This window comes from Streptomyces sp. NPDC041940 (genome assembly GCF_055589465.1).
In genome coordinates this window covers 25,587-50,051 of the sequence record NZ_JBVJBP010000035.1, presented here as the reverse complement: position 1 = coordinate 50,051, position 24,465 = coordinate 25,587, and the positions used below count along the sequence as shown (strand labels likewise).

Below are 24,465 nucleotides of genomic sequence, written 5' to 3'. Positions count from 1 at the left end.
GTGGGAGCGACGAGCACCCGGCCGGGGCGGTCGCGAGGTCTGTCGCGCCATCAGCCGGCCGTCAGCAGCACGACGTCGAGCAGGGCGATGGTCACCGCGGCGCGGAAGGGAGCGCGCCCGCGGGCGCACAGCGTGACCACCGCAAGGACGGCCACCAGGGCCAGGGCCGGCCATGTCCACGCGGGAGGGGAACCGGCGGGACCGGCCACGGCGAGCACCGAGGCGGCGGTGAGGAGCACGGCGGCCAGCACGCGGGAGCGGTGTTCGCCGATCCGGTGCGGCAGGCCGCGGACACCGGTGCGTTCGTCGTCGGCGAGGTCGGGCAGGACGTTGAGCAGATGCGCTCCGACGCCGAGTGCGGCGCCGGCAGCGGTCATCCACCATGGCGCCCAGTCCGGGGCCGGGGCGGCGAGGGAGACGACCGAGGGCAGCGTCCCGAAGCCGCACGCGTACGGCGCCCAGGACCATCCGGTCGCCTTGAGCCCGAGGTTGTAGGCGTGGCCCGCGCCGGTGGCGAGGACGACATTGACCAGGGCGCTGCGCCGGCCGCCGAGCGCGGACAGCACGACGGAGGCGACCGCGGCCGCGGCCAGGGCCCACGCCACCCAGCCGGCCGGGAGGGCGCCGACGGCCAACGGCTTGTCGGTGCGGCCCACGGCGCGGTCGCGCGCGAGGTCGAGCAGGTCGTTGCCCCAGCCGATCGTGAGCTGGCCGGTGAACACCGCCGCCGTGACGGCGACGGCGGGGAGCGGGTGCAGGCCGGCGCGGAGCGCCAGCAGGCCCGTGATGACGGTGACCGCCAGAGCGGGCCCGCCGTGGGCGGCGGCGAGCAGCGCGAGCACACGGGACGGTCTGTGGCGCGCCGGGGCCGTGTCGGCCGCGTCGGTGGTCACCGGCGTCACCTCGCCGCCTCAGGCGCCTGCGGCGTCTGGCGGGTCGCGTCGTCGCATGTGTCGGGGCCGTCGGGCCGCCGCCGGGCGCGGCCGAGGAGGGCGTGCGTGTCCTCGGCCCGTGGGCGGCGTCCGGCGGAGCCGGTGTGTCCGGTCGACCCGGTGAGCACGATGCGCATGGAGCATCGGTCCCACATTGCCCGTCCGCTCACACGAGGCGGTCAGGCATCCGGTGGAATCGGCATGCCCGGAATGTCAGGCGGCGTCGTGGATGACGAGCTTGAACTCGGCGAGGGTCAGGAGGCGGGAGGCGGCGTCGTTGTGCGTGACGCGGAGTGCGATCGGGGTGCCCGGGGCGACGAAGATGCCGTGGTTCTTGACGTAGTACTGGCCTCCTGGTGTCGGCGTGCGGTGCTCGGTCGCCGTGGTGTCGTTGGGGTTGGGCGTCAGGCCCAGCGGATCGCGGACGTACTGGTCGCGCAGCTCGGTGTAGCCGCCCGTGCCACTGGCGGACTCCCACTGGATCATCGCGTGCAGATGGCCCCAGCCGGCTTTGGACGGCCAGATCAGACCACTGCGGTCGTCTGTCGCCCAGTTGCCCACCACGTAGCCGTCCGGCTGGACGGCCTGGTGCATCTCGAATGCGTCCGTCGGCTCCGCCGCGCCGAAGGGGAACCGCACGATCTTGTACGTGGTTCCCGGCGCGATGAGCTGAGGGGTGTCGACCTTGAGCGAGCAGACGTGGACTCCGGGCACAACGCCACCTTCCGTAGGCCTGGTTCAGTGCTGCCCGCCGGCGGCCGACGGCATGCGGCGCCGGTGCGGCCCGCCGCGGGCGGGGCGCTCACCCCCGCCGGGTCACTCCTCGTCGCGCAGTCGGGCCGCCAAGGACGTCAGCGACTCGGCCTCCTCGGTGTGGCCCAGGGCGGTCAGGCGGGAGATCGCCGCGTCGAGGCGGGTGAGAGCGGGGGCGGGGCGTTCCAGGTAGATGCCCTCCACGGCACCCGCGAGGCGGACGCACTCGGCCCATTCCTCGGCCAGGTCGTCCTCCGCCCCCGGCTCGCCGAGCAGGGCGAGGGCCTTGTCCAGGGCGGCCAGTGCGTCCTCGTACTCGCCCGCGTGGGCGTTGACCCGGCCGTATTCGTAGGCCAGGGCCGTGTCCAGGGAGCGGCCGCGTGCCTCGTACCCGTCGGCGCGGGCCTCGTCGGCGATCCGGCCCGCGTCGGCGAGCAGGGCGAGGGCGTCGGGCAGGCCGTCGGGTCCCTGCTGCTGGGCCTGGAGGCGGGCGAGTTCGCGCAGGCAGTTGCTGAGCTGCTCGTAGCGCGGGGCCCGGGCATGGGCGGCGCGTGCCTGGTCCGCGACTTCTCGGGCCCGGCCGAACTCGCCGGACTCGCCGAGGAGTACGGCGGTCTCGGCGGCGATCATGGCGTGGCTCCCCGGGTCGTCCTCCCAGCCGGCCGACTCGGCCGCGAGGGCGACGAACTCCGCTGTCGCGGCCTTGAGGTCCTCCCCCGCGTGGAGGGCGCGGGCCCGGGTCAGGCGCAGCTGGGCGAGGAGGCGGTCGTCCAACTCTCCGGCGGCGGCGTCGGGTTCGGCGAGGAGGGAGTCGAGGAGGGCGATGCAGTCCTCGACGCGGCCCAGGTCGAGGCTCAGCTGGGCCGCGTTGGTGTAGGCGCAGAACGCGTCCGTGCGGCTGCCGCGGCGCAGGGCCAACTCGGCGGAGCGCGTGAGGTGCCGCAGTGCCTCGTCGGGGCGGCCCAGGTGCATGCACACCTCGGTCAGATCGCCGTGGAGGCGGGTGGTGTCGACCGTGTCGGCCGGCCAGTCGGCGGCCCGGCGCAGGCCCTCGGTCAGGTCCGCGTACGCGGCCTGGGTGTCCTGGAGGCCGAGCTGGAGCCGGCCACGCAGTCCGAGCGTGCGGGGCAGGTGCCAGGCGGGGCCCCGCGTCTTCAGCCGGTCGAGGAGGGCGTCGATCTCGGTGACCGCGGTGGGCAGGTCGCCGGAGATGGCGTGGGCGCTGGCCCGGAGCAGCAGGGCGCCGGAGATCTGGCCGGCGAGGTCGTGCCGGGTGGCGAACGCGTGCAGCTGCTCCACCTCGGCGAAGACCGGGGCGATGTGCTCCTCGCTGCTCGAGTTCTGCAGGCGCAGGGCGAGGGCCGTCGCCCGCAGCCGCAGCAGGCGGGCCTCCAGGTACGGGGTGAGGCCGGGCGTCTCCTCGTGCAGGCGGACCATGGAGGCGTGGGCGGCGGTGAGCGCGGCGGCCTTCGTCTCCGCGTCGTCGGCGTCCTGCGCGGGGAGTTCGGCCATGGCCAGCAGGGCGCAGGCGCGGGCGAGCGCCGCGTGACCCGGTGCCGCGGCGTCGTCGTACAGGGCCGCGGCCTCCTCGTGGAGTGCGGCCGAGTCGGCGAACTCGTCCTTCTCGCCCGCCCGGTTGGCCTCTTCGGCCAGCAGGTCCGCGCGCAGCTGTACGAGCGGGCCCACGGCCGGGTCGTCGGGGTGGGTGTAGTCGCGGGCGGCGGCGAGCGTGCGCAGCCGTGCCCAGCAGGCCTGTGCGTCCGGGTGTCCCTGCTCGTCCAGGGTCCGTGCCCGGTGGATGAGTTCGGGCAGCGACTCGGGGACTGCGGCCTCTGTGCGGGCGGCGGTGGCGGCCACCGGGGCGACATCGTCGAGGCTGCGGGGGCGCAGGGTCAGTTCCAGCGACTCCAGGAGCGGGGCACGGTCGAGGCGGGCCCCGCGGCGGTCGGTGTGGGCCGTGGTGCCGTTGCGGGTGTCGAAGCGGGCGGCGAGGTCGTCGGCGCGGCTCCGCACCTCGGCGCGCAGGCCGGCCACCGTCCAGGTGCGGCCCGCGTAGCCGGGGGCGGGCAGTTCGCCGTGCCCGAGGAGTTCGACCCGCTGCAGGAGGACCTCCACGCCGGTGAGGAAGCCGAGCAGGTCCAGCGGCGAGTCCACCTCGTCGAACAGGCTCCGGTTCTCGGCGAGCAGTTCCAGGCCGCGTGCCTCGTTGCCGGTCAGCGCACAGAACTCCAGGTGCCTGCCGACCTCCTGGGCCATCGAGGGGTTGCGGCGGCAGCCGCGGTAACCGGCGAGGTGCAGTTCGCGGGCCCGGTCGGTGCGGCCGGTGCGCAGCAGGGGCAGCAGGGCGTAGGAGACGGAGCGGGCCGGTTCCTCCTGGCAGGATTCCTTCCCGGCCAGGACGGGTTCCCAGGCCCGCAGCGCCCGCTCGTCGTCGCCCGCCGTGAGGTGGTGGAGGGCGCGCTCGCAGGTTTCGCAGGCCTCGCAGTCGCTGAGCCGGGTGCGGGTGCGGCTCGCCCACAGCTCGTAGGCGAGGGTGGTGTCCTCGCCGACGTGGACGGCGAGCTGGTACGCCTGTCCGTAGCAGGGCTGGAGGCCGAGGCCGGCCTTCTCGTACCGGTCGCGCATCTCCTGCTGCCACTGGCGCAGGCTGGTCAGGGGTATCTCGGGCAGCGCGCGCAGGGCGCCCGCGACCCACTTGAACCGCCAGAACAGCGTGTGGCGCAGGCGTTCGTCGAAGACGTCGGGCTGCTCGTCGAAGAGGGTGAGCAGGCGGGCGAAGACGACGGGCGACTTCCGGGGTTCGGAGCCGTAGGTGTACGCCTCCTGCAGTTCGAGGAGCGCGTGGACGAGCGCGACGGGGTCGGCGAACTGCTCGGCGGCGTCGACGAGTTCCTCGGCGGTGACGGTGCGGGTGCGGCCGTAGGGGCGCCGGTCGTTCTCCTGGAGCGCCTGGTGCAGCTCGTCCGTGTTCTGGGGGTGGGGTGCGGTCGGCATCGTCAGCTGTCCTTGCGGAGGGCGTGGGCGAGGAGGTCGAGGAAGGAGCGGTTGATGAGGCTCGACTCGGCGGGTCTGAGCGGGCGCCGGGACAGCATCGCGGCCTGCCCGTAGAGGGCTTCGGCGCTGGTGCGGGCCAGTTCGGGTTCGTCGATGGTGACGGCGGTGCGCACCAGCGGGTTGAGCTGGTTGAGGATCAGCTGGGCCCGCGGGGCCTCCTGGCGCAGGGCGCCGAGGATGTCGCCCCACAGGCCGCCCTCCTGCTCGCGGGCGAGCTGGGAGCGGGTGCGCTCGTGCCGGGCCTCGCGGCTGTCGACGAGGAGTGCGGGTGCGGAGGCGGGCTGGAAGGTGCGCAGCGCGACATCGCAGTCGAAGACGGCGAGGGCGTCGCGGGCCTGGGCGAGGTAGGCAGCGGCGGCCAGTTCCGTCTCCCGGTCGACGGGGTCGAGGTGGGCGGTGAGGGTCGCCGGGTCCAGGTCGGCGACGGCGGCCTCGGGCCTGATCTCGGGCAGCCGGTGGACCAGTTCGCGGTCGTAGGTGTAGCCGCCGTTGACGACGCCGAGCCCGGCGGCCGAGGCGATCGCGGCGACCTGCCGGAACTCCTCCACGCTGGAGGTCACGAGCACGGTGCGGTGGGTGCGGGCGAACTCGTCGAGGGTGGTGTGCCCGTCGGTGGTCTCGAACGGCAGCCAGGGCAGCAGCATCCGCAGGATCTCGTCGTCGTGCACGGCGAGCGACTTCACGGCCAGGTGGTGGGCCTGGAGGAAGCGGCCGAGCAGGTCCGGGTCGCTGGCGGCGGCCCGGGCGATCCAGGCACGCAGCCGCTCGGCGAGGGCGTCGCGGACGGCGGCGAGGGTGTCGTCCTCGTACAGGGCCTCGCGGGACGCCGTCGGGCGCAAGCTCTCGGCGTCGACGACGCAGCGGACGAAGAACGCCCACTCGGGCAGGATCTCCTCGGCCTGCTCGGACAGCAGCATGCCCTTGACGTGCACGCGGTGGCCATGGCGGCGTCCGGCCGGCACCGTCTCGGGCAGCACGCAGGCGATGCCCTTCAGGCCTACGGCCGGCAGGTCCAGTTCGATGGTGTCCAGCGGGGTGAATCCGAAGACCTCCTCGCCGTACGCGGCCAGTGCGCGGGAACGGGCGCCGGGGGTGGGGTACGTACGGGACCACGGGGCGGGCTCGGGGTTCACGGGCGCGCCTGCGCTGCCTGAACCGTCGTCGAAGGTGACCGGGTGGCGCAGCAGGGAGCCGAAGTGGCGGGCCAGGGCGTGCACCTGGGCCGGGCGGGTCCACTCGGCCGCGTCGGCGCGCGGTGTCAGGGTGACGGTGGTGCCGGGGCGGGGGCGGGCGGAGGCGGGCAGGGTGCGGACGGAGTAGCTGCCGTCGCCGCGGCCGCGCCATTCCACGGCGGGGGCGTCGGGCGTGCGGGCGGAGCGGCTGAGGACGTGGATCTCGTCCGCGACCAGGAAGCAGGAGAGCAGGCCGATGCCGAACTGGCCGATGTAGTCGGCGCGTTGCTCGGCGATCTGCTCGGCGCGCTTGCTGCTGCGGCCGATGGTGGCGAGGAAGGTGTGCACGTCGGCCTCGGTGAGTCCGACGCCGTCGTCCTCGACGCGTACGACCGAGCCGTCGGCGTACAGGCGGATGCCGAAGGCGCCGTGAGGTTCGACGGCGTGCCGTGCGGTGAGGGCGTCGACCGCGTTCTGCATGAGTTCGCGCAGGTAGACACGGGGGCTGGAGTAGAGGTGGTGGGAGAGTAGGTCCACCAGGCCGCGGAGGTCGACCTGGAAAGTGCGGTCGGTGGCGGCGTGGTCGGCGGTGTTGTCGCGCAGGGGCATGGGTCAGTCCGGGGTGAAGGGAACGGCAGGAGTGGGCGGTGGTCCGCGGGGCCGGCCGAAGACGGGTGGGCGGTGTGGGCCGGTGCCTCAGAAGGCCTTGCGGAAGCGCGCGTACGCCTTCTCCGGGTCCGCCATGAAGGTCCACGGCCACTCGGTCATCACACCGTCCAGCTCGCGGAAGACGTTGGAGGCCTTGCTGCTGCCGGCCAGCGAGAGGGCCATGGCGAACATGTTGTAGTCGCCCTGCCAGCCCGGACGGCGCTCGTACGTGTGGTGCAGGACGCTGCGCTCCGCGGCCTCTCTCAACTCGGTCCGGATCTGCGGCTGCTGGAGGCAGTCGCCTTCGTCGGACTCCACCCAGTCCTCGATGTGCGCCATGGCGACGACGCAGCCGAGCCGGTGTCCGTCGGGCGCGCCGGCGAAGGCCTTCCGGGCGAACTCCAGGGCCTGGCCCGGCTCTCCGCCCCAGCGCGGCTGGAGGTGCGAGACCCACTCCAGATGGATGTCCAGGTTCAGCGGATCACGGCGCAGACCCGCCGCGAGCCGGGCTTCCTGGACGCTGTCGTCGAGGGACATGCCGCGTCCCGAGGTGAGCAGATGGCGCCACGGCGTGACCCAGTCGGGCCGCAGCTCGGCGGCCTCGAGCAGGTGCTCCTCGGCGATGCGCAGCCGCTCGTAGAAGGTCTGCCACTGGTCGCGGCCGACGTCCACGGCACGGGCGGACGTGCGCGCTTCCCAGCCCCAGGCGACATGGCGCGCACCCGATATCAGCAGTGCGGTCGCCCGGAGCTCCTTGTCGTCCTTGTCCTCCTCGGCGGCCCGGACGATCCACTCCTCCACACCGTCGACATCGGTGAGCTCCCCCAGGATCGCCTGCTCGCGGCCGAGGTCGAAGGGGGCCAGCGCCGCCTTGACCGCCTCCCAGTCACCGGCGTCGGCCGCCTCCACCAGCGCGAGCACCCGCGCGTCCCCGAGCGCGCGCAGCCTGTGTACGCCGTTCTTCTGTCTGCGCGGGACGGGAAGGGCGTGCGGATCGTCCGCCGGTCTCTCCGCGCCCCTCCCGAACAGCTTGCCGAACATGCCGCGCCCTCCCCTGGTCCCGCGTGATCGTCCGGAGCAGCATAGACCGCCCCACCGACACCGCTTCCACAGGGTTTTCACCGGTACTTCACGAGACCGGTGCACCGTACGGCGGGCCGATCGCGTCACGGGCCGCCGAGTGACGCCACGACGAAGGTCAACGGCAGCGTGGCGAGCGCGAGGGCGAGCCCCGCGGCCGCCATCCCCGCACGGATCTCCCGCTTGCCGCGGATCCCCAGGAAGGCGGCGATCAGCGGGAGAACGCAACTCAGGACGAGGCCGAAGTGCCAGCCCTCCTCCTTGACGAAGAAGACCGTGGCGGCGAAACAGACCGGCACGGAACCGACGGTCATGACGCGGCAGCGCGAGAGGAAGAGCTCAAGACCGTCGGCCCCACCGAACACACTCATGACCTGGTGAAGACCTTGTCCTGGGTATTGCCGGTGGAGCACAGCTTCTTCTCGTCAGCCGTCATCTTGCGGGACTTGACCACGACCGCGCTGTGTTTGCCGTCCATGCCGTTCGGGGCCGGGCCGGTGACCACGTCAGGGACGAACCAGTAGTAGTGATCCCACTTGGGGTCGTCGTAGTGGGTCTGCCAGGTGCCGGATATCCGCCGCATCACCTGGGCGCGGGAGATCCAGCCCACTTCTCCCGGTTTCACGTTCACGGTGAAGGAACTCGTCTCCGTGTGCGAGCTCTGCCAGGTGTAGTTGTATGTCGCGGTGACACTGGCCGTGATGATGCCTTCGATGCCTCCGCCGACGGTGACCGAGCCTCCCACCGAGTGGGAGGAACCGACGGTGTCGGCCCAGGACATCGACTGGGCGGCGGGTGAGTCGGTGCAGTTGAAGAGCAGTTCGGACACCTGACGCGGCTCACCCAGGTACGCCTTGCCGAGCTCCGGGGAGTTGAAGGAGCACTTGCCCTCCCCGGAGGCGCAGTCGGTCATGATCTGTTCCGCGGTGGGCTGTTCCTCGGCCGAGGCGGGCACGGCCGCCGTCGCGATCACCCCGAGGGCCGTCGCCGTCAACGCCATCGTGCGGCCGCCGTACCGCAGGGTGCGATTCATCGTCATTTCGTTGGTGCCTCTCACCATCGCATGGGGGACAGTGACCGGACCCTCCTGTTACGGGAGGGTCCGCAGTCACCGCGTGGTGTCAATGAGGCTCACGTAAACCGCAGTTCATCTACACCAAGGAACAGTAAAGTTGTATTTGATTTCCAGAATTGCTGAACCGTCAACTTTGCTGTCAGTTGAACGGGTCGAGGGTGAGATAGGCCTGGCGCGGACTGCCGTCGTGGACGAGTGACTCGTGGTGGCCGACGTCGTCGAAGGCGAAGGCGTAGGCCTTGCCGTCGACCGTCTGCGCGTGGATCTTGCGCGCGTAGTGGTTGGTGACGTTGTCCTTGTAGAAGGCGTCTGCGCCGGAGTCCGGCTGGTTGGGGTTGACCAGCAGCGTGGAGCGGTTGAAGCCGGCGCACAGGGTGCGTGAGATCGGGCCGCGGATCAGGTCGTTCGGCGCGTCCAGTTTCCTGTGGCAGCCGAAGACCGAGGAGGCGTCCGGCTTTTCGAAGCGGGTGACGGTGGCGCCGGCGCTGTTGGTGAAGTTCATGACGCCGCCGGAGACCCGGCCGTAGTACCTGGTGCCGGGCTGGTCGGCGAACGGCGTGACCGTCAGGGTCGAGGTGGAGTACTTCTGCCAGACGCGGTTGATGTAGTCGTCCATGACACTCGCCGGCAGCGCGCCGGTCTCCAGTCCGTACAGCGGCGACAGGGCGCGCAGTACGGTGCCGTCGGACCGGGTCTGGATCAGGTTGGCCCAGCCTCCGGGCTGTCCCCTGAGGGCGTTGAAGAAGCCGTTGTATCCACCGGGCTTGAGCCGGCCGGTGCTCGCGGTGCTTCCGTCGGCTCGCTGCACTCCTACCGCGTAGGGCGCGGAGAACATGTCGACCTGGGTGCTGTTGATCCACAGGCCCGAGTCGTTGAGTGTGTACTCCGACCAGTTGAACAGGATGTTCCGGTTGGGGTCGCTCGGGTTCTGCACGGCGGGCTGGACCAGGCCGCCGGTGGTCAGCTTGAACACCAGTTTCTGGCCGTAGGAGAAGTACACGCGGCCGGAGAACTTCGGCATCCGGATCGTCGTCGCCTGGCCTGCGGCCGGGCCCGGGATCGATGCGTCGGGGGCGGGGGTCGGCGGGATTCCGCCCGCCGGCCAGGGGTGGAAGGTGCCGCTCGCGTCGGCCCAGCCCTGCCGTCCGGTCGACAGTTCCGTGCCGAGGTTGTAGATGTACACCTGCTCGCCGCGGGCCGAGTTGTTGGTGATCTTCAGGGGGATCGTCGCCGAGACGGCGGCCTGGGCCGGCGCGGCGGCCCCGGTTGCGACCAGTGAGCCGCTGAGGACCGCCGCGAGGGACAGTCCGACGGCCGTGGCCCGGCGCCTGAGGGTCCGTAACATCCTCTTTCTCCGTTCGACAGGGGGCCGATGCGGGAAACTCTGAGAGCGCTCTCAGAGCGTGGCGTGTTGGTACGGACCTGTCAATGAGGCGGAACGCACGGTCTGGCGCGGGTGGTCGACGGGGTGGTCCGTGCCGCCGCCCCTCGGGGCAGCGGCACGGACCGGGGTCAGTCCCCGAGCACGCTGCCGGTCTCGTCACGCAGGAGGGCGACGTAGTCGCGGGTCCAGCCCTCGACGGTGGTGCGGTCCCAGAGGTCGGCCGAGTACTCCACGAAGCCCTGGAGCTGGTCCCCGGCCGGGACGAGGCCGAAGGTGAGTTCCGTGCGGGACGCGGCGGGGGCGAGGTCCTCGATGGCCGTGGTCAGCCCGGGCAGTTCGATCTCCGCGTCCAGGGAGCTCTGGTACGCGAAGCCGACGTCCAACCGGTCCGGCACGGCCACGCCCGTGCGCTCCCGCAGCGCGGGGGCGATCAGGCGTACCGGCATCGCCCGGTCCATGCATTCCACCGCGGTGCGGGCGATGCGGTCCGTGAGGCCGGCGAAGGAACCGGCGGCTCCGTCGCGCACGGGCAGGGCGAAGCCGGTGATCGTGCAGGCCAGCAGGGATTCGAACGCGCGGCGTTCACGGTTGGCGTAGGAGACGTTGAACACGACGTCGCTCTGTCCGGACTTCCGCGCGAGCAGCCGGCCCAGGGCCGCCGCCGTGACCACGAAGGGCGTCGTGCCGCGCTGTCGTGCCAGGCGTTCGACGGCGGTCCGCACCTCGGCCGGCACGGTGAACATCACGGCACCGCCCCGGCCGCTCGCCTTCTCGGGCCGCGGGCGGTCCAGGGGCAGGTCGACGTTGAACGGCACTCCGTCGAGTTCGCGCAGCCAGAACCGCAGCCTGCGTTCGTCGGCGGCCTTGTCCGCCTGGCCCTGCTGCCAGTGGGCGTACTCCACGGGCTGGCACTCCACGGGAGGCAGGGTGTGGGGTTCGCCCCGCACGGCAGCGCCGTAGAGCGCGGCCAGTTCCTTCAGCAGCAGGCTGACGGACCAGCCGTCGCATGCGGAGTGGTGCAGGACGAGGAGCAGGACCCAGGTGCTGTCGCCGGTGCGCAGGAGGCGCACGGCCATCGGTGTGTCGTGGGCGGGGTCGATCGGTGTCTCGGTGGCTTCCGTGGCGGCCTTGTCCAGGGCTGTCCGCCGCTCGCCGGCGGGCCGTGCGGTGAGGTCCTCGATCGGCAGCTCCACCGCACCGGGCCGGAGCACCTGCTGTTCCCAGCCGTCCCCGCTGGGGACCAGGCGGGTCCGCAGTCCCTCGTGCCGCTCGACGAGGCCGGTCAGGGCCGTGCGCAGGGCGGCCGCGTCCAGGTCTCCGGAGAGGGTGATCCGCAGGGCGACGTTGAAGACCTGGGGCAGGCTGTGTTCGGCGTGTACCGCGGCGAACCGGGACTGCTGGGCGGTGGCGGGTGCCCGGCGTTCCACCGAGCCGGGTCCTTCGTCGGGTTCGGATCCCTGGCTCGACGTCATATCGTCTGCCGCCAGGGTTAGTTGAGCCGTCATGGCCCGCAGGGTCGGCTCCTGGTAGAAGCTCAGCATCGGGTACTCGGTGCCGAACTCCTCACGGACCTGGTTGACCAGCCGCATCGCGGTGATCGAGTGGCCGCCCAGGTCGAAGAACGAGGCGTCGGCCGCGATGCCGTCCGCGTCGATGCCGAACTCGTCCGCCCAGAGCTGCCGTACGCACCGCTCGACGTCCGTGCGGTGACGGGTCTCGGGGGCATCGCCGACGGTGGTGCCCGGCCGGGGGCTCGGGGCCGTGGTGACGAGGTCGGGCGCCGGCAGCGCGGCTCGGTCCAGCTTGCCGTTGCCCGTGACGGGAAGGTCCGGCAGGACCCGCCAGGCGCGCGGTACCAGGTACTCCGGCAGCCGGGCCGCCAGTTCCTCGGCCACGAGGTCGGCGAACGCCTGCCGGTCGTCGGCCGCCGTGCCGATCAGGTCGGCGGGGACTGCGTAGGCCGCGAGGTAGGCCTCGCCCCGGTCGTTGCGGCGGGCCAGCACGGCCGCCTCGCGCACTCCGTCCAGGGCGTTGAGCACGCGGGAGACCTCTTCCGGCTCGACCCGGAAGCCCCGGATCTTCACCTGGTCGTCGGCCCGGCCGCAGAACTCCAGCGTCCCGTCACCGCTCCAGCGGACCAGGTCGCCGGTGCGGTACCGGCGGGCGTCCGGGCCCCCGTGCGGGTCCGGAAGGAAGCGCTCCTCGGTGAGTTCGGCGCGGTGCAGATAGCCGAGGGCCACGCCGGGGCCGCCGACATACAACTCCCCCACCGTGCCGACGGGCACCGGGGTGCCGGCCGCGTCGAGCACGCTCAGCGTCACGTTGTCGACCGGGCGCCCGAGCGCGATCGCGGCCGCGGGGTCCTCGCCCTGTGCGGGCACGGTGTGCGTGGTGCACAGCACGGTGACCTCGGTCGGGCCGTACACGTTCACCGTCTCGTACGGCGCCTCGGGCCGCGGCCGGGTGCGCAGCACATCGCCGCCGAGCAGCAGGTGGCGCAGGGGCGGCTGGTCGGCCGGGGGCAGGCGGAGCACTTGTTCGCCGAGGGCCGTGGGCAGGATCGAGAAGGTGATGGCCTGCTCGGCGTACCAGCGGGCCAGGGACCGCGGATCCCTGCGCAGTTCCTCGTCGGCGATGACGACCGACGCTCCCGCGGTCAGCGCCGGCCAGATCTCCAGGAGCGAGGCGTCGAAGCTCTGGCTGCACACGACGGCGCTGCGGTCCGCCCGGGTGAAGGCGAAGCGCCGGTGCTGCCATTCACACAGGTCGACGACGCCGCGATGTGCCACCACGACGCCCTTGGGCGTGCCGGTACTGCCCGAGGTGTAGAGGACACAGCACGGGGACCGGTCGTCGGAGGTGGACGCCACGTCACGCCGGGGCGGTGCGGTCGCGTCCGGCGGTACGACGGTGACGTGCCCGGGCAGCTTCAGGGCCTCCGCCTCCTCGCGCGTCGACACCAGCGTCCCTGCCCCGCACTCGGCGATGACCTGTTCGGCACGTGCCCGGCCGAGGGAGGGGTCGAGCGGGACGTAGGCGCGGCCCGTCTTCAGCACGGCGAGCATGGCGACGACGAGGTCGGCGGAGCGCGGCAGCCACAGGGCCACCGTCCCCGCCGTGCCGTCGGCCGTCGCGTTCCGCGCTCGCAGGGCGGAAGCCAACTGCTCGGCGCGGTCGTCCAGTTCGCGGTAGGTCAGCCGGGAGTCTCCGCTGAGCACCGCCGTGCTGTTCGGCTGCGCGGCTGCCTGCCGGGCGACGAGGGCGTGGACGGTGGTGTCCGCCGACGGGCGGGAGGGTCCGTGCTGCCAGGACCGCGGTACGGGGTCGCCCTCGGCCGCTGGGCCGACGGCGGTGGCGGCGAGCCGTGACAGGGGTGCCTCGGGGGTGTCGACCGCCGCCGTGAGCAGGTCCTGGAAGGTGGCGAAGAACCGGTCGACGGTGTGCTGGTCGAACAGGTCGGTGTTGTACTCCAGATGGCAGCGGATGCCGTGCGGCTGGTCGGTGAAGTAGACGGTGAGGTCCGTGAGGGACTTGTCCGGGCCGGCGTCCAGGGGGGTGGCCTCGATGCCCGGCAGGTCGAAGCGGAACGGTTCGGCGCGCTGGAACTCGGCGAAGGCCTGGAACACCGGGGTCCGGTCGACCGCCCTGGTCGGGGCGAGTTCGCGCACCACCGTCTCGAAGGGCACCCGCGCGTGGTCGTAGGCGTCGAGGGCGGCCGTGCGCACGCGCTCCAGCAGCCCGGAGAACGCGGGGTCCCCGGACAGGTCGAGGCGCAGCGCCAGGGTGTTCACGAAGAAGCCGAGCAGGTGCTCGGCCCGCTCGGGACGGTCCGAGATCGGGGTGCCGACCACGATGTCCGTCTGTCCGGTGATCCGGTGCAGCATCGTCGCGTATCCGGCGAGCAGGGTCATGAACAGGGTGCTGCGGCTCGTGCGGCTCAACTCGCGCAGGCGACGGGAGAGTTCCGGGTCGAGGGTGTGGAAGACCGCCCGGCCGTTGGAGGTCATCGTCGCGGGGCGCGGCCGGTCGGTCGGCAGGGCCAGGACGGGCAGCTCGCCGCCGAGGGTGCGGCGCCAGTAGGCCAGGTCCTCCTCGGCCTCGGGGCTGTTCGCGGACGCCGCCAGTTCCCGGGCGTGGTCGGCGTAGCTCCAGGTGAGTTCCGGGAGGCCGGGGGTGGTGGAGTCGCGTTCGGCGCGGTAGAGGGCGGACAGGTCGCGGGCGAGAACGGTGGCGGAGGCCGCGTCGACCACGATGTGGTGCAGGGACAGCACGAGGACGTGCTCCGCCTCGGCGAGCCTGACCAGCCGGGTGACGAACAGCGGGCCGTCCGCCAGGTCGAAGCGGCGTGCGCTCTCGGCCGCGAGGACGTCCTGGAGCGCGCCGTCCACGATCTCGAAGTCGGGCTCGGCGGACGTCCGCACGGCCTGCCGGGGCTCCCCTCCGGCTTCGAGGAAGACGGTACGCAGCCCCTCGTGACGGGCGACGAGTCCGCGCAGCGCCGCGTGCAGTGCGGGTACGTCGAGTGGGCCGTCGAGGCGGATGGCCTTGACCTCGTTGTAGGCGGTACGCCCCGGAAGGAGCCGCTCCAGGAACCAGATCCGTTCCTGGCCGGGCGACAACGGCGCGTCACGGGGAGCGGAGGGCGCCGGTTCCCGGTGGCGGCGCCGCAGGGCGTCCAGGTGCGGCAGCCCCCCGCGCAGCGCGTCCTCCGCGACCCCGAAGTCCACGAGGGCGACGATCTCGTCGACGCCGGCCGCGGTCACCGCGTCCACCACCGGCCGCACGCTGTCCGCGGTGCCGATCAGGGCGCGCTGGTCGCAGTAACGGCCGTAGGCGCGGCGGAACACGGCATCGAGGTCGTCCTCGCTGAGGTCGGCCAGGTCGATGCTGTGCCCGAGGCTGTTGGTGACGCCGCTGAACACGGACAGGGACGCGCGCATGTAGCGGGACAGGGGTTCGTACGCCTCGGTCCGCGCGGTGTCGTGGTCGTCCGCGAGGTAGGTGTGCAGCAGGACGGCCACGCGCCCGGCGTCCGGGTCCAGGCCGTGTGCGGCCCGGGTGCGCCGGTAGAGGGCGATGTTGTCCCGGAGCTGTTCGACGGTCTGGGTCATCAGGTTGGTGACGATGCCCAGGTCGTGCCGGGCGGCGAGTTCGTACGAGGCGGGGTTGCCGACCACCGCGGTGTACAGGGGCGGGGCGTCCTGCACCGGCCGGGGGAAGAGCCGTACCTCGGCCTCGCCGTCCCCGCCGGTCCGGCGCACGGCGTCGCCGCGCCAGAATTTCCGGACCTCTTCGAGCTGTTCGTACATCAGCTCCTTGTGCCGGCCGAAGCGGTCCGGGAAGAAGACGAAGTCGTTTGCGCTCCAGCCGCTGGCGACTCCGATGCCGACGCGCCCTTGGGAGAGGTTGTCGACCATGGACCACTCCTCGGCGACCCGGATGGGGTCGTGGAGGGGCAGGACGACGGAGCCCGCGTTGAGCCGGACGCGTTCGGTCTCGCGGGACAGCGCGGCGGCGAGCACCGCCGGGTTGGGGAAGAGGCCGCCGAAGGAGTGGAAGTGCCGTTCGGGCATCCACAGCGAGTGGAAGCCGTGCCGGTCGGCGAACCGGGCGACGTCCATGAGGAGTTCGTACTGGCCCTGGCGGGGTGCCGAGGTGTCCTGGGGGTAGTCGCCGAAGAAGTAGACGCTGAAGTCGGGTGTGCGCGGGGCGGCTTCCTTCGCGGGTGCCGGCGCGGTGACCGCTGCGGCGTTCCAGGCCATGGCAGCCACCGGGGCCGCCGGGGTAGAGGCCGGTGTGGGCGAGACCGGTGCCGTCTTCGGCGGAGCCGCCCTCGGCGCCACGGGCCGCGTCCCCGGGAAGAAGCCCGCCGACCGCAGCTCGCGCAGCGATTCCCGTACGGCGTCGGCGATGAACTCGATGTCGCCGTCCGAGTGGGCGGTGGACAGGAAGAAGTTGCGCCACTCCCACACGTGCACGCCGCGCAGCATCAGATGGTGGTAGAGCAGCTCCATGTCGGCGCGGTGCTCGAAGCGGAACTGGGAGCCGAAGTGGCTCATCCGCAGCGGGTACTCCTCCGCCTCGAAGAAGCCGTTCAGCGTCGCGGCCAGTTCGGCGGTGCGCGCGTTGAGGCGCTCCTGGAGGCGCGGGCTGTGCTCCTTGAGGTGGGTCAGTACGGCGCGGGCGGCGACCATCGACACCGGGTGCTGGATGTACGTACCGCCGAAGAAGGTGGTGTCGGCGGGCGGGTAGCTGTCGTCGCCGTAGGACCAGTAGCCGCCGTCGACGCCGTCCATGATGTCGGCGCGGCCCGCGATGGCGCCGATGGGGAAGCCGCCGCCGAGGAGCTTGCCGTAGGTGGCGAGGTCCGGGGTCACGCCGTACAGCTCCTGGGCGCCGCGCGGGGCGGGGCGGAAGCCGGTGAGCATCTCGTCGAAGAGCAGCACGATGCCGTGGCGGCTGGTCAGCTCCCGGAGCCTGCGCACGAACTCGACCGGCTGGAGTTCGGGGTGCCTGCTCTGCACCGGCTCCACGACGACCGCTGCGATGTCGCCGGCGTTCCGGGCGATCGCCTCCAGGGCGGCCTCGCTGCCGTAGTCGAGGACCAGCAGATCGGAGACGGCGGCCTGCGGGATGCCCCGGGAGACGGGCACGGTGATCTGGTCGGCGCCGCTGTGGGAGGACCGGCCCAGGACGTTGTCGGCGTGGCCGTGGTAGGCGCCCAGGAACGAGACGATCTTGTCGCGGCCGGTGGCGGCGCGGGCGAGGCGGATGGCCGCCGAGTTGGCCTCCGTGCCGGAGTTGGCGAAGGCCACCCGCTCCAGCCCCGTGAGGTCGGCGAGGAGTTCCGCCGCCTCGCCGGTCTCGATGGTGCGGGGGCCGAGCTGGATGCCCCGGGACAGGTGCTCGCGCACGGCCTCGGTGACGAAGCCGGGTTCGTGGCCGAAGAGCAGGACGCCGAAGCCCATGGTGATGTCGACGTACTCGTTGCCGTCGACGTCCTCGAGCCGTGCCCCGCTCGCCCGGCGGCCGGCGATGGGGTACAGCATCTCCTTCGTGCCGCTGCGGAAGCCGACGACGGCGCGGCTGTCGGCCAGGACGCGACGGTAACGCTGGGCGATCCGCTTGGAGGTCGGCGTCCTGGCGGTGTAGCGGCGTACGAGGTCGGTCAGGTGCTCCTGCTGGGTGTGCGGCGAGACCTCCTGGACCATGCCGGAGGTTTTCGCGACCGTCACTCGGGGGCCGTGGACCCGCGGCGGCCGCGGGGCCGGAGCCGCGGGTCCGCCCATCTGCTCGGCGATGCGCTGCGACAGTTCGGTCATCGCCGCCAGGTCCTGGTCCAGCGCCGCGGAGATGCCGTTCAGCCCGGTCACTTGGCCACCTTGCCGTTGAGCCGGTCCGTCACCGAGGCGGTCTGGAGGGCGAGCAGCTGGGAGAGCTGGGACATCATCTGCAGCTGTATCCGGGACATCTGCTGGATCTTGTGGGCGAGGTCCTCCAGCTCCTCGCGGGTCGCGTACTCGGGAGCGGGGGCCGTGCCGGCGGGGGCGGGGTCCGGAGTGGGTGCGGGTGCCGGTGCGACGGGGGTGGGTGCTGCCGGTGCCGGTGCCGGTGCCACAGGCGGTGCCGGCTCGGCGCTCAGGACCGGGGATTCGGCCGGCGCTGTTCCGGTCGGGTCCGGCATGTGGGCGACGATGAACTCCGCCAGCCGACGCGGCGTGCCCGTCTCCTCGAGCAGCTGTCTCATCGTCACCTTGACGTGATGCGCCTGCTCCAGCTCCCGCAGCACACTGATCATCTGCAGCGAGTCGGCGCCGAGGTCGAAGAAGTTCGCGTCGCCGACGATCGCCGACGGATCCCCGCCGAGGTGCCGGGCGGTCGCCTCGACGACGCTCTGGAGTACCCGTGCGACCGCTGCCTCTTGCTGCACCACTTCGGTTCCCTTTCTCGCTGCTGTTCTCGTATTCGGGGGCGTCGACCGCTGCCCCGTCCAGTGGTCCTGGTGCTGGAATCGGTATCCGGGCAGTGGGACGCGTCTGCCACCGCTGCCCGCCAGGAGCGCGTCCCAGCCGACGTCCGCTCCGGCGCAGTGCAGTCCCGCCGCCGCACCCCAGAGGGAGCCGAGTCCGGTGCCGCGCCGCAGGGACGGCAGCGCCGGTACGTCGGGCAGCGCCCGGCGGGCCAGGCCGCTGAGCGTGGTGTGCGGCCCTATCTCGAGCAGGACGCCGGGCGACTCGGTGCCGATGCCGCGCAACGCCTCGTCGTAGCGGACGGGCTCGCGGGTATGGCGCAGGAAGTAGTCCGTGCCGGGGATCCAGCCGGGCGGGCGGGTCGCACCGTCCAGGGCGCTGACGAAGGGGATGCGCACCGGCCGGAAGTCCAGGTCGTCGAGGACCTTCTCGAACTCCGCCAGCATCGGTTCCATCAAGGCGGTGTGGAAGGCACGGGTCACCGGCAGCCGCTGCCCCGGTGTGCCGCGTTCGTCCAGCAGCGCGCACGCCCGGTCGACGGCGGCGACGGGCCCGGCGAGCACCTGGGTCCGGTCTCCGTTGCTCACGGCCGGCTCCAGTCGGGGAACCTCGGCGGCCAGGGCGAGGGCGGCCGCCCGGTCGATCGGCGCCGCGACCATCGCGCCCGGTGCGCAGCGCTGCTGCATCAGCCGGCCTCGTTCGGTGGTGAGGCGCAGCCCGTCCCGCAGGGACAGGGCTCCGGCCGCGTACAGCGCGGCGTACTCCCCGACGCTGTGCCCGGTCACGGCGTGCGGTTCGACGCCGGCGTCGCGCCACAGCCGGACGAGGGCGCACTGCAGGGCGAACAGGGCGGGCTGCGCGGTGTCCGTGCCCCCGACCGGCCCTTCCTCCGGTACGGCCGCCGGCTCCGCCGTGCGGAGTACGTCGAGCAATGAGTCGCCGGTGAGGTCGCGGTAGTGCTGCTCGCAGCTGTCGAGCACTTCGCGTACCGCGGGGTAACGCGCGTAGAGGGCGTCGGCCATTCCGGGGTACTGGCTGCCCTGCCCGGTGAACTGGAACGCCACGCGCGGGGTGCCCTCCCCGGCTGCCGTCCCCGTGGTGACCGCCGCTGGGGCGGTTCCGGTCAGCCAGGCGTCGAGGGACTCGGCCAGGGCTGCCGGGGTGGAGCCTCGGACCGCGAGGCGGTGACGTCCGTGGGCGCGGCCGAGGGCGGCGGTGGTGACGAGGTCCGCCAGGTGCGGTGCGGGCGGCTGACGTAACCGGTCGCGGAAGGCGCGGGCGTTGTCCGCGAGGGCCTCCCGGCTGCTCCCCGAGACCAGCAGCACATCCGGCGGCGCGGGGTCGCCGGTCCTGGGTGCCGGCTCGGGGGCCTGTTCCAGGATCAGATGGACGTTGGTGCCGCCGACGCCGAGTGAGGTGAGGCCCGCGCGGCGGGGTACGTCGTTTTCCGGCCAGGGCCTGGCGGCCCGGGGGACGTAGAAGGGGCTGTGGTCGAAGTCGATGAGGGGGTTGGGTTCGCTGAAGTTCGCCATCGGCGGGATGACACCGTGGCGCAGGACCAGCAGGGCCTTGACGAGGCCGGCCAGTCCGGAGGCGGCGTCGAGGTGGCCGATGTTGGCCTTGGTCGAGCCCAGGGCGCAGTAGCCCTCGCGGTCGGTGTCCTCGCGGTAGGCGCTCGCGGCGCCGTCGAACTCGATCGGGTCGCCCTTGAGCGTGCCGGTGCCGTGGGTCTCCAGGTAGCCGATGGTGTCGGCGCCGACGCCGGCGCGTGCCAGGGCCTGTCGGACGGCCGCGCGCTGGCCCCGGGCGCTCGGGGCGGTGAACGCCTTCTTGTCCGCGCCGTCGTTGCTGATGCCCCAGCCGCGGACGACGCCGTGGATGGTGTCGCCGTCGGCCTCCGCCCGTGCCAGGCGCTTCAGGACCACGGCCAGGACGCCTGTGCCTCCCACGGTGCCGTCGGCGCCGGCGTCGAAGGCGCGCAGGCGGCCGGACCGGGACAGGATCGAGCCCTTGACGTAGCGGTAGCCCAGGACCTGCGGCACATGGACGGCGGTGGCGCCGACGAGGGCGATGTCGCAGTCGCCCATCAGCAGCGACTGAGCCGCCGACTGCACGCCGACCAGGGAACTGGAGCAGCCCGTCTGGACGTTGACGGCGGGTCCGGTCAGGCCCAGCCGGTAGGCGACCCGGGTGGCGGTGAAGTCGGCGTAGTTGCCGACGGTGACCTGCATGCCCGAGGTCCAGTCGGGCACCGGCCCGCTGGGCAGGACGTTGTTGAGCAGGTAGTTCTGCATCGTGTAGAGGTGGTAGCCGGTGCTGGCCCAGACGCCGACGCGGGTGCCGTCCCGTTCGCCCGGGTAGCCGGCGTTCTCCAGGGCGTGCTGGGCGCATTCCAGGAACATGCGGTGCTGCGGGTCGGTGAGCTGGGCCTCGCGGGGGCTCATCGCGAAGTGCTGGGCGTCGAAGCCGGCGATGTCGTCGAGGAGCCCGGAGGCGCCGACGAAGTCCTCCGCCTCGTACTCCTCGGCGGGCACACCGGCGGCGGCGAGTTCCTCGTCGGTGAAGCGGGTGATGCGGTCCGTGCCGTCCCGGATGATCCGCCAGAAGTCCTCGGGCGTGTCGGCGCCGGGCAGCCGGAAGGCCATGCCGATGACGGCCATCCGCAGGTCGGGTTCGCTGGTGCTCATCAGCCGCGTCCCTCCGTCACCGTCGGCTGGTCATGGCCGGCCGGTTCCTCCGCGGGCGGGTCGGGGGCTCTCCTGCCCCGGCGCAGGAGCCAGCCGAGCAGGATCAGGCACAGGACGATCGCGAGGCCGTGGAAGGCGCCCACCACCTGCAGCGGCGAGAAGGCCTCCAGGAGCGCGCCGCTGACGAGCATGCCGAGCCCGAACCCGAAGTTCTCCACCGAGGCGGTGAGCCCGAAGAGACGGCCGCGCTGCTCGTCGGGGGCGGTCTGCAGCCTCGACACGTAGACGATCTCGGTGAACCCGTCGGCGGCTCCGGCGACGAGCGCGGCGATGACGGCGGGCACGGTCGGCAGCCCGCTGAAGACCACGATGAACCCGGCCGACATCACACAGGCGCCGAGCGCGAACGCCCGCTCCCCCGGGGTCTGTCCGGATCTCTTGGTGACCCGGCCGATGACCTGCTGGGCGACGATGTTGCCGATGGCCCAGGTGGCCCAGAACTGGCTGATGAACGTGGCCGGATGGTCGGGGTCCAGGCCGCTGGAGTAGATGGGGAGGGCGACGTTGTGGGACGAGGAGCCCAGTCCGTCGACCGCCCTGATGGCGACCATCGCCATGAGTACGGGTGCGGTGCCGAGCAGCATCCGGGCCGTCCAGCGCGCGGCGCCGGAGTCCTTCGCCGAGGCGGTGCCCGCGGGGGCGGTGGCGGACCTGGTGCGGACGGGCAGCAGGAAGAGCATGGTCGCGGAGACCAGGAAGGTCGCGGCGTCCAGGGCGAACGCCGCGGAGTAGCCGAGTTGCGCCACGACCACGCCCGACGACGCGAAACCGGCGATCATGGCGAGCGAACGTCCGGTCACCAGCAGCCCGTTGGCCCGGACGCGGTGTTCCGCGCCGACGATCTCGGGGATGCTGCTGCGCAGGGCCACCTGGGAGAGCGTCGAGCAGCCGCCCGTGACCACGGCCAGGACGTACAGCAGTCCGGGGCGTATCCCGTCGGGGGCGAGCAGCAGCGACAGCAGGGCCATGGCCTGGCACAGGTCGGCGCCGACCATCAGACGCTTGCGGTCGTAGGCCGAGACGAGCCGGCCGCTCACCCAGCCCGACACGACACTGGTCGCCAGGCGTACGGCCATGAAGAGGCCGGCGGCCAGCGCGCTGCCGGTGGCGTCGTAGACAAAGACGTTCAGCGCCACCATGTTCAGGTAACTGCCGTATGCCGAGATGCCGTTGCCCAGAACGAGCAGACGGAAGTACTTCATGCACCTTCCTCAGGTCTGCATCAAGGGGTGTGAAGGGTGTGAGACCGGGATCGCCTGGCCCGCCCGCTCAGTGGCGGTGCGGGATCCAGGCGGACGGAAGGGGCCGGTGAGGTCGCCCGTCGTATGGCGTGTTCATGCCCTGCTGCCGGCCCAGCACAGAAACCATTCCCCCCAATACGCCACCGGATGGCGGCTATTGAGTCGACACCCAAGCAGATCCGGACAGGCGCGTTCAAGACTCGGAAGTGGTCCAGACGACTTCCGGTCCGAATTTGGCGATTTCGGAGCGTTCAGCGCCTCAGGTCCGCGTTGTTCGCGGCCGCGACGACGCGTTCGCGTTCGGTGCGGGTGAACAGGTTCTCGGCCACCCAGCGGTCCGCAAGGGTGCGTACGGCACGTACGAAGGAGGCGGAGGACGGGAAGGGGGCCTGTTGCCACAGGGCATCGAGGAAGCTCTCGCCTTCGGGGCGGGCGCGGTTGGGGACGCCCGAGTCGGCGGTGCCGAACGCGATGACGGGTTCGGAGCGCTTGAAGTAGGCGTGGTAGGGCGCGTCGTTGCCCAGGTGGAAGGGGGCGAGGGTGAGGTTGTGCGTGGTGAAGTGCAGAGGGCGGGAGGCGGGTTTGATCGTGTCGGCCAGATCGCCGCGGAGCGTGAAGTCCTTGTAGAAGGAGAAGGTGCGGAATTGCTGCTCCGGGCTTTGGGCCGTGAGGAGGAGCGGGCCGTAGAAGAGGGCTTGGACGGTCCGGTCGTCCAGGGCTCGTTCGATGTGCAGCCGGTAGGGCGTCGAGAGGCGGACGCGGTCACCTCGGCGCCAGTCTCTGTCCAGGGTGAGGTAGGTGCCGGGCACTGCTTTCGCCCGGTGCGGGGTTCCGTTGACCGTGACCGTGACACCTGTCGTGGCCCAGGACGGGATGCGGAGCTTGACGGCGAACCGGCCGCCGCCCTCGCGGAAGGTCAGGGTGCGTACGCCCTCGGCCGGGTAGTCGCTCGTCTGCTCGATGACCAGGCCGCGCTCCGGCCAGCGCAGGGTGGAGGCCAGGTACAGGTTGACGTACAGGGTGTTGCCGTCGGCGGAGCGGAAGTAGACGGAGTCCTGGTACTTGGTGTGGTTCTCCATGCCGGTGCCGCCGCAGCAGGTGCCGGTGTTGCCGTAGCCGCGTCGTACGCCCGGGCCCATGCCGACGAAGTAGGTGACCTCGGGGCTGTCGGTGCTGGGTGTGTCCCGGCGGGAGGCGAGGATGTGGTTGGTCAGGCCCCGCTCGTAGTAGTCCATGTAGGCGGGGTCCGGCTCGTGGAAGAAGAGCTGCCGGCTCAGCTTGAGCATGTTGTACGTGGCGCAGGTCTCGGCGTTCTTGTCGTCGAGGGTGGCCGCGATGGCGCCGCGGGCGCGGAACATCTCGCCCTGGCCGGTGCCGCCCAGGGCGTAGGTGCGGGAACCCTCGACCATGCCCCAGAAGTTGCGGGCCGCCGCGGCGTAGGTCTCCTCGCCCGTGTGGTCGAACAGGCGGAGGTAGCCGGTGAACTGCGGGATGTGCTGGTTGGCGTGCTTGCCCTCCAGGACGTCGCGGTTCTCCGCGCAGGCGGTGAGCAGTGCGGTGTTGTCGAAGCAGCGGGCGGCGGCGAGGTGTTCCGGCCGGCCGGTGAGGGCGTACAGGTCCGTCATGACCTCGTTCATGCCGCCGTACTCACCGGCGATGTAGATCGACCACATGCGTTCCAGCTGTGCCTTCGGCAGCCGGCCCAGACGGCTGTGCACCCAGTCGCCCATCTTCGCGGCGATGGTCAGCGCCTGCTGGTTGCCGGCCAGGGTGTGGGCGTCCAGGAGGCCGCGCATGATCTTGTGACAGGTGTAGTACGGCGCCCAGATGGTGGGGTAGGTCGTGTAGCTCTCCAGGAGGATGAACTGCGTCTCCGGGTAGGCAGCCAGGTAGCCGGGGTGGCTGGGTTTCGGGTCGCCGTGTTCGGCGAGGGCCTGCTGGCACTCGCCGAGGGCCGTGATCAGGTAGTCGAGCTTGGTCTTGAGGGCGGCCTCGCGGGTGTCGGCGTACGCCTGCGCGATGAGGGTGAGGAAGTGGCCGCCGTAGTGGCCGCGCAGGTTGCCGTCTGCGGTTTCCCAGCCGCCCGGCGGCCGTGCGCCGCGCGTGTCGAGGCCGGCGTTCGCGCGGAAGACGGCCAGGACACGGTCGGCCGGGTAGGCGCGGGCGTAGTCGAGCATCAGGTCGCGCTTGGCCCGGAAGACGCCCCCGCCGAGGGTGACCTGATCCAGGCCGAAAGGCCGCACCGCCCAGGTCGGCGGGGCGGGCAGCGCTCGCGCGGCGGCCTCGGCTGTGGAGCCGGCGGGGGCGGCCTGGGCCGGTGGGCCGGAGGCGATGAGCGGGGTCGCTGTGGCCGCGGCGCCGGCGGTCAGGCTCAGCACGCGGCGTCGGGTGGGTGGCTGGAACATGGCG

General features: G+C 72.1%; 13 protein-coding genes. All 13 read right to left on the bottom strand.

The features are described from left to right. Positions 1-50: 50 nt before the first annotated feature. Positions 51-893 carry a UbiA family prenyltransferase gene (locus ACZ6I3_RS37830; RefSeq protein WP_469420875.1) on the bottom strand — a complete coding sequence of 281 codons (843 nt, stop codon included), beginning with the start codon at positions 891-893 and terminating at the stop codon, positions 51-53. A gap of 5 nt (positions 894-898) precedes the next feature. After that, positions 899-1,069: a hypothetical protein gene (locus ACZ6I3_RS37825; RefSeq protein WP_469420874.1), complete on the bottom strand. Its 171-nt coding sequence runs from the start codon at positions 1,067-1,069 to the stop codon at positions 899-901. Between the two features lie 76 nt (positions 1,070-1,145). Further along, on the bottom strand, positions 1,146-1,646 hold the full coding sequence (locus tag ACZ6I3_RS37820) for a hypothetical protein (RefSeq protein ID WP_469420873.1): 501 nt from the start codon (positions 1,644-1,646) through the stop codon (positions 1,146-1,148). A 102-nt stretch (positions 1,647-1,748) separates the two neighbouring features. Continuing rightward, positions 1,749-4,679, bottom strand: a complete 2,931-nt coding sequence (locus tag ACZ6I3_RS37815) for a hypothetical protein (RefSeq protein WP_469420872.1) — start codon at positions 4,677-4,679, stop codon at positions 1,749-1,751. Positions 4,680-4,681: 2 nt separating this feature from the next. Further along, entirely contained in the window at positions 4,682-6,520 is a 1,839-nt protein-coding gene (locus ACZ6I3_RS37810; RefSeq protein ID WP_469420871.1) for an HSP90 family protein, read from the bottom strand. Positions 6,521-6,607: 87 nt separating this feature from the next. Further along, positions 6,608-7,600, bottom strand: coding sequence for a hypothetical protein (locus ACZ6I3_RS37805; protein WP_469420870.1), 993 nt, complete (start codon positions 7,598-7,600; stop codon positions 6,608-6,610). Positions 7,601-7,725: 125 nt separating this feature from the next. Continuing rightward, positions 7,726-8,010, bottom strand: coding sequence for a hypothetical protein (locus tag ACZ6I3_RS37800; RefSeq protein ID WP_469420869.1), 285 nt, complete (start codon positions 8,008-8,010; stop codon positions 7,726-7,728). After that, positions 8,007-8,672: a hypothetical protein gene (locus tag ACZ6I3_RS37795; RefSeq protein ID WP_469420868.1), complete on the bottom strand. Its 666-nt coding sequence runs from the start codon at positions 8,670-8,672 to the stop codon at positions 8,007-8,009. Before ACZ6I3_RS37795 ends, ACZ6I3_RS37800 begins: the two co-directional genes overlap by 4 nt. 181 nt (positions 8,673-8,853) lie before the next feature. Further along, entirely contained in the window at positions 8,854-10,059 is a 1,206-nt protein-coding gene (locus ACZ6I3_RS37790) for a glycoside hydrolase family 64 protein (protein WP_469420867.1), read from the bottom strand. Between the two features lie 167 nt (positions 10,060-10,226). Further along, complete coding sequence (locus ACZ6I3_RS37785) at positions 10,227-17,471, bottom strand: MupA/Atu3671 family FMN-dependent luciferase-like monooxygenase (RefSeq protein WP_469420866.1); 7,245 nt, start codon at positions 17,469-17,471, stop codon at positions 10,227-10,229. Continuing rightward, positions 17,468-20,755 (bottom strand): type I polyketide synthase, encoded by a 3,288-nt coding sequence (locus tag ACZ6I3_RS37780; protein WP_469420865.1) that lies wholly within the window; start codon positions 20,753-20,755, stop codon positions 17,468-17,470. The genes ACZ6I3_RS37785 and ACZ6I3_RS37780 overlap by 4 nt, the downstream gene beginning before the upstream one ends. After that, positions 20,755-22,017: an MFS transporter gene (locus tag ACZ6I3_RS37775; RefSeq protein ID WP_469420864.1), complete on the bottom strand. Its 1,263-nt coding sequence runs from the start codon at positions 22,015-22,017 to the stop codon at positions 20,755-20,757. The genes ACZ6I3_RS37780 and ACZ6I3_RS37775 overlap by 1 nt, the downstream gene beginning before the upstream one ends. Positions 22,018-22,307: 290 nt before the next feature. Then, complete coding sequence (locus tag ACZ6I3_RS37770) at positions 22,308-24,461, bottom strand: glycoside hydrolase family 127 protein (protein WP_469420863.1); 2,154 nt, start codon at positions 24,459-24,461, stop codon at positions 22,308-22,310. Positions 24,462-24,465: the final 4 nt, after the last annotated feature.

Bases quoted from the DNA above. Each gene is read 5' to 3' on its own strand.
- ACZ6I3_RS37825 (WP_469420874.1), bottom strand. From the start codon at position 1,069: ATGCGCATCGTGCTCACCGGGTCGACCGGACACACCGGCTCCGCCGGA.
- ACZ6I3_RS37815 (WP_469420872.1), bottom strand. From the start codon at position 4,679: ATGCCGACCGCACCCCACCCCCAGAACACGGACGAGCTGCACCAGGCG.
- ACZ6I3_RS37810 (WP_469420871.1), bottom strand. From the start codon at position 6,520: ATGCCCCTGCGCGACAACACCGCCGACCACGCCGCCACCGACCGCACT.
- ACZ6I3_RS37805 (WP_469420870.1), bottom strand. From the start codon at position 7,600: ATGTTCGGCAAGCTGTTCGGGAGGGGCGCGGAGAGACCGGCGGACGAT.
- ACZ6I3_RS37800 (WP_469420869.1), bottom strand. From the start codon at position 8,010: ATGAGTGTGTTCGGTGGGGCCGACGGTCTTGAGCTCTTCCTCTCGCGC.
- ACZ6I3_RS37795 (WP_469420868.1), bottom strand. From the start codon at position 8,672: ATGAATCGCACCCTGCGGTACGGCGGCCGCACGATGGCGTTGACGGCG.
- ACZ6I3_RS37790 (WP_469420867.1), bottom strand. From the start codon at position 10,059: ATGTTACGGACCCTCAGGCGCCGGGCCACGGCCGTCGGACTGTCCCTC.
- ACZ6I3_RS37780 (WP_469420865.1), bottom strand. From the start codon at position 20,755: ATGAGCACCAGCGAACCCGACCTGCGGATGGCCGTCATCGGCATGGCC.
- ACZ6I3_RS37775 (WP_469420864.1), bottom strand. From the start codon at position 22,017: ATGAAGTACTTCCGTCTGCTCGTTCTGGGCAACGGCATCTCGGCATAC.
- ACZ6I3_RS37770 (WP_469420863.1), bottom strand. From the start codon at position 24,461: ATGTTCCAGCCACCCACCCGACGCCGCGTGCTGAGCCTGACCGCCGGC.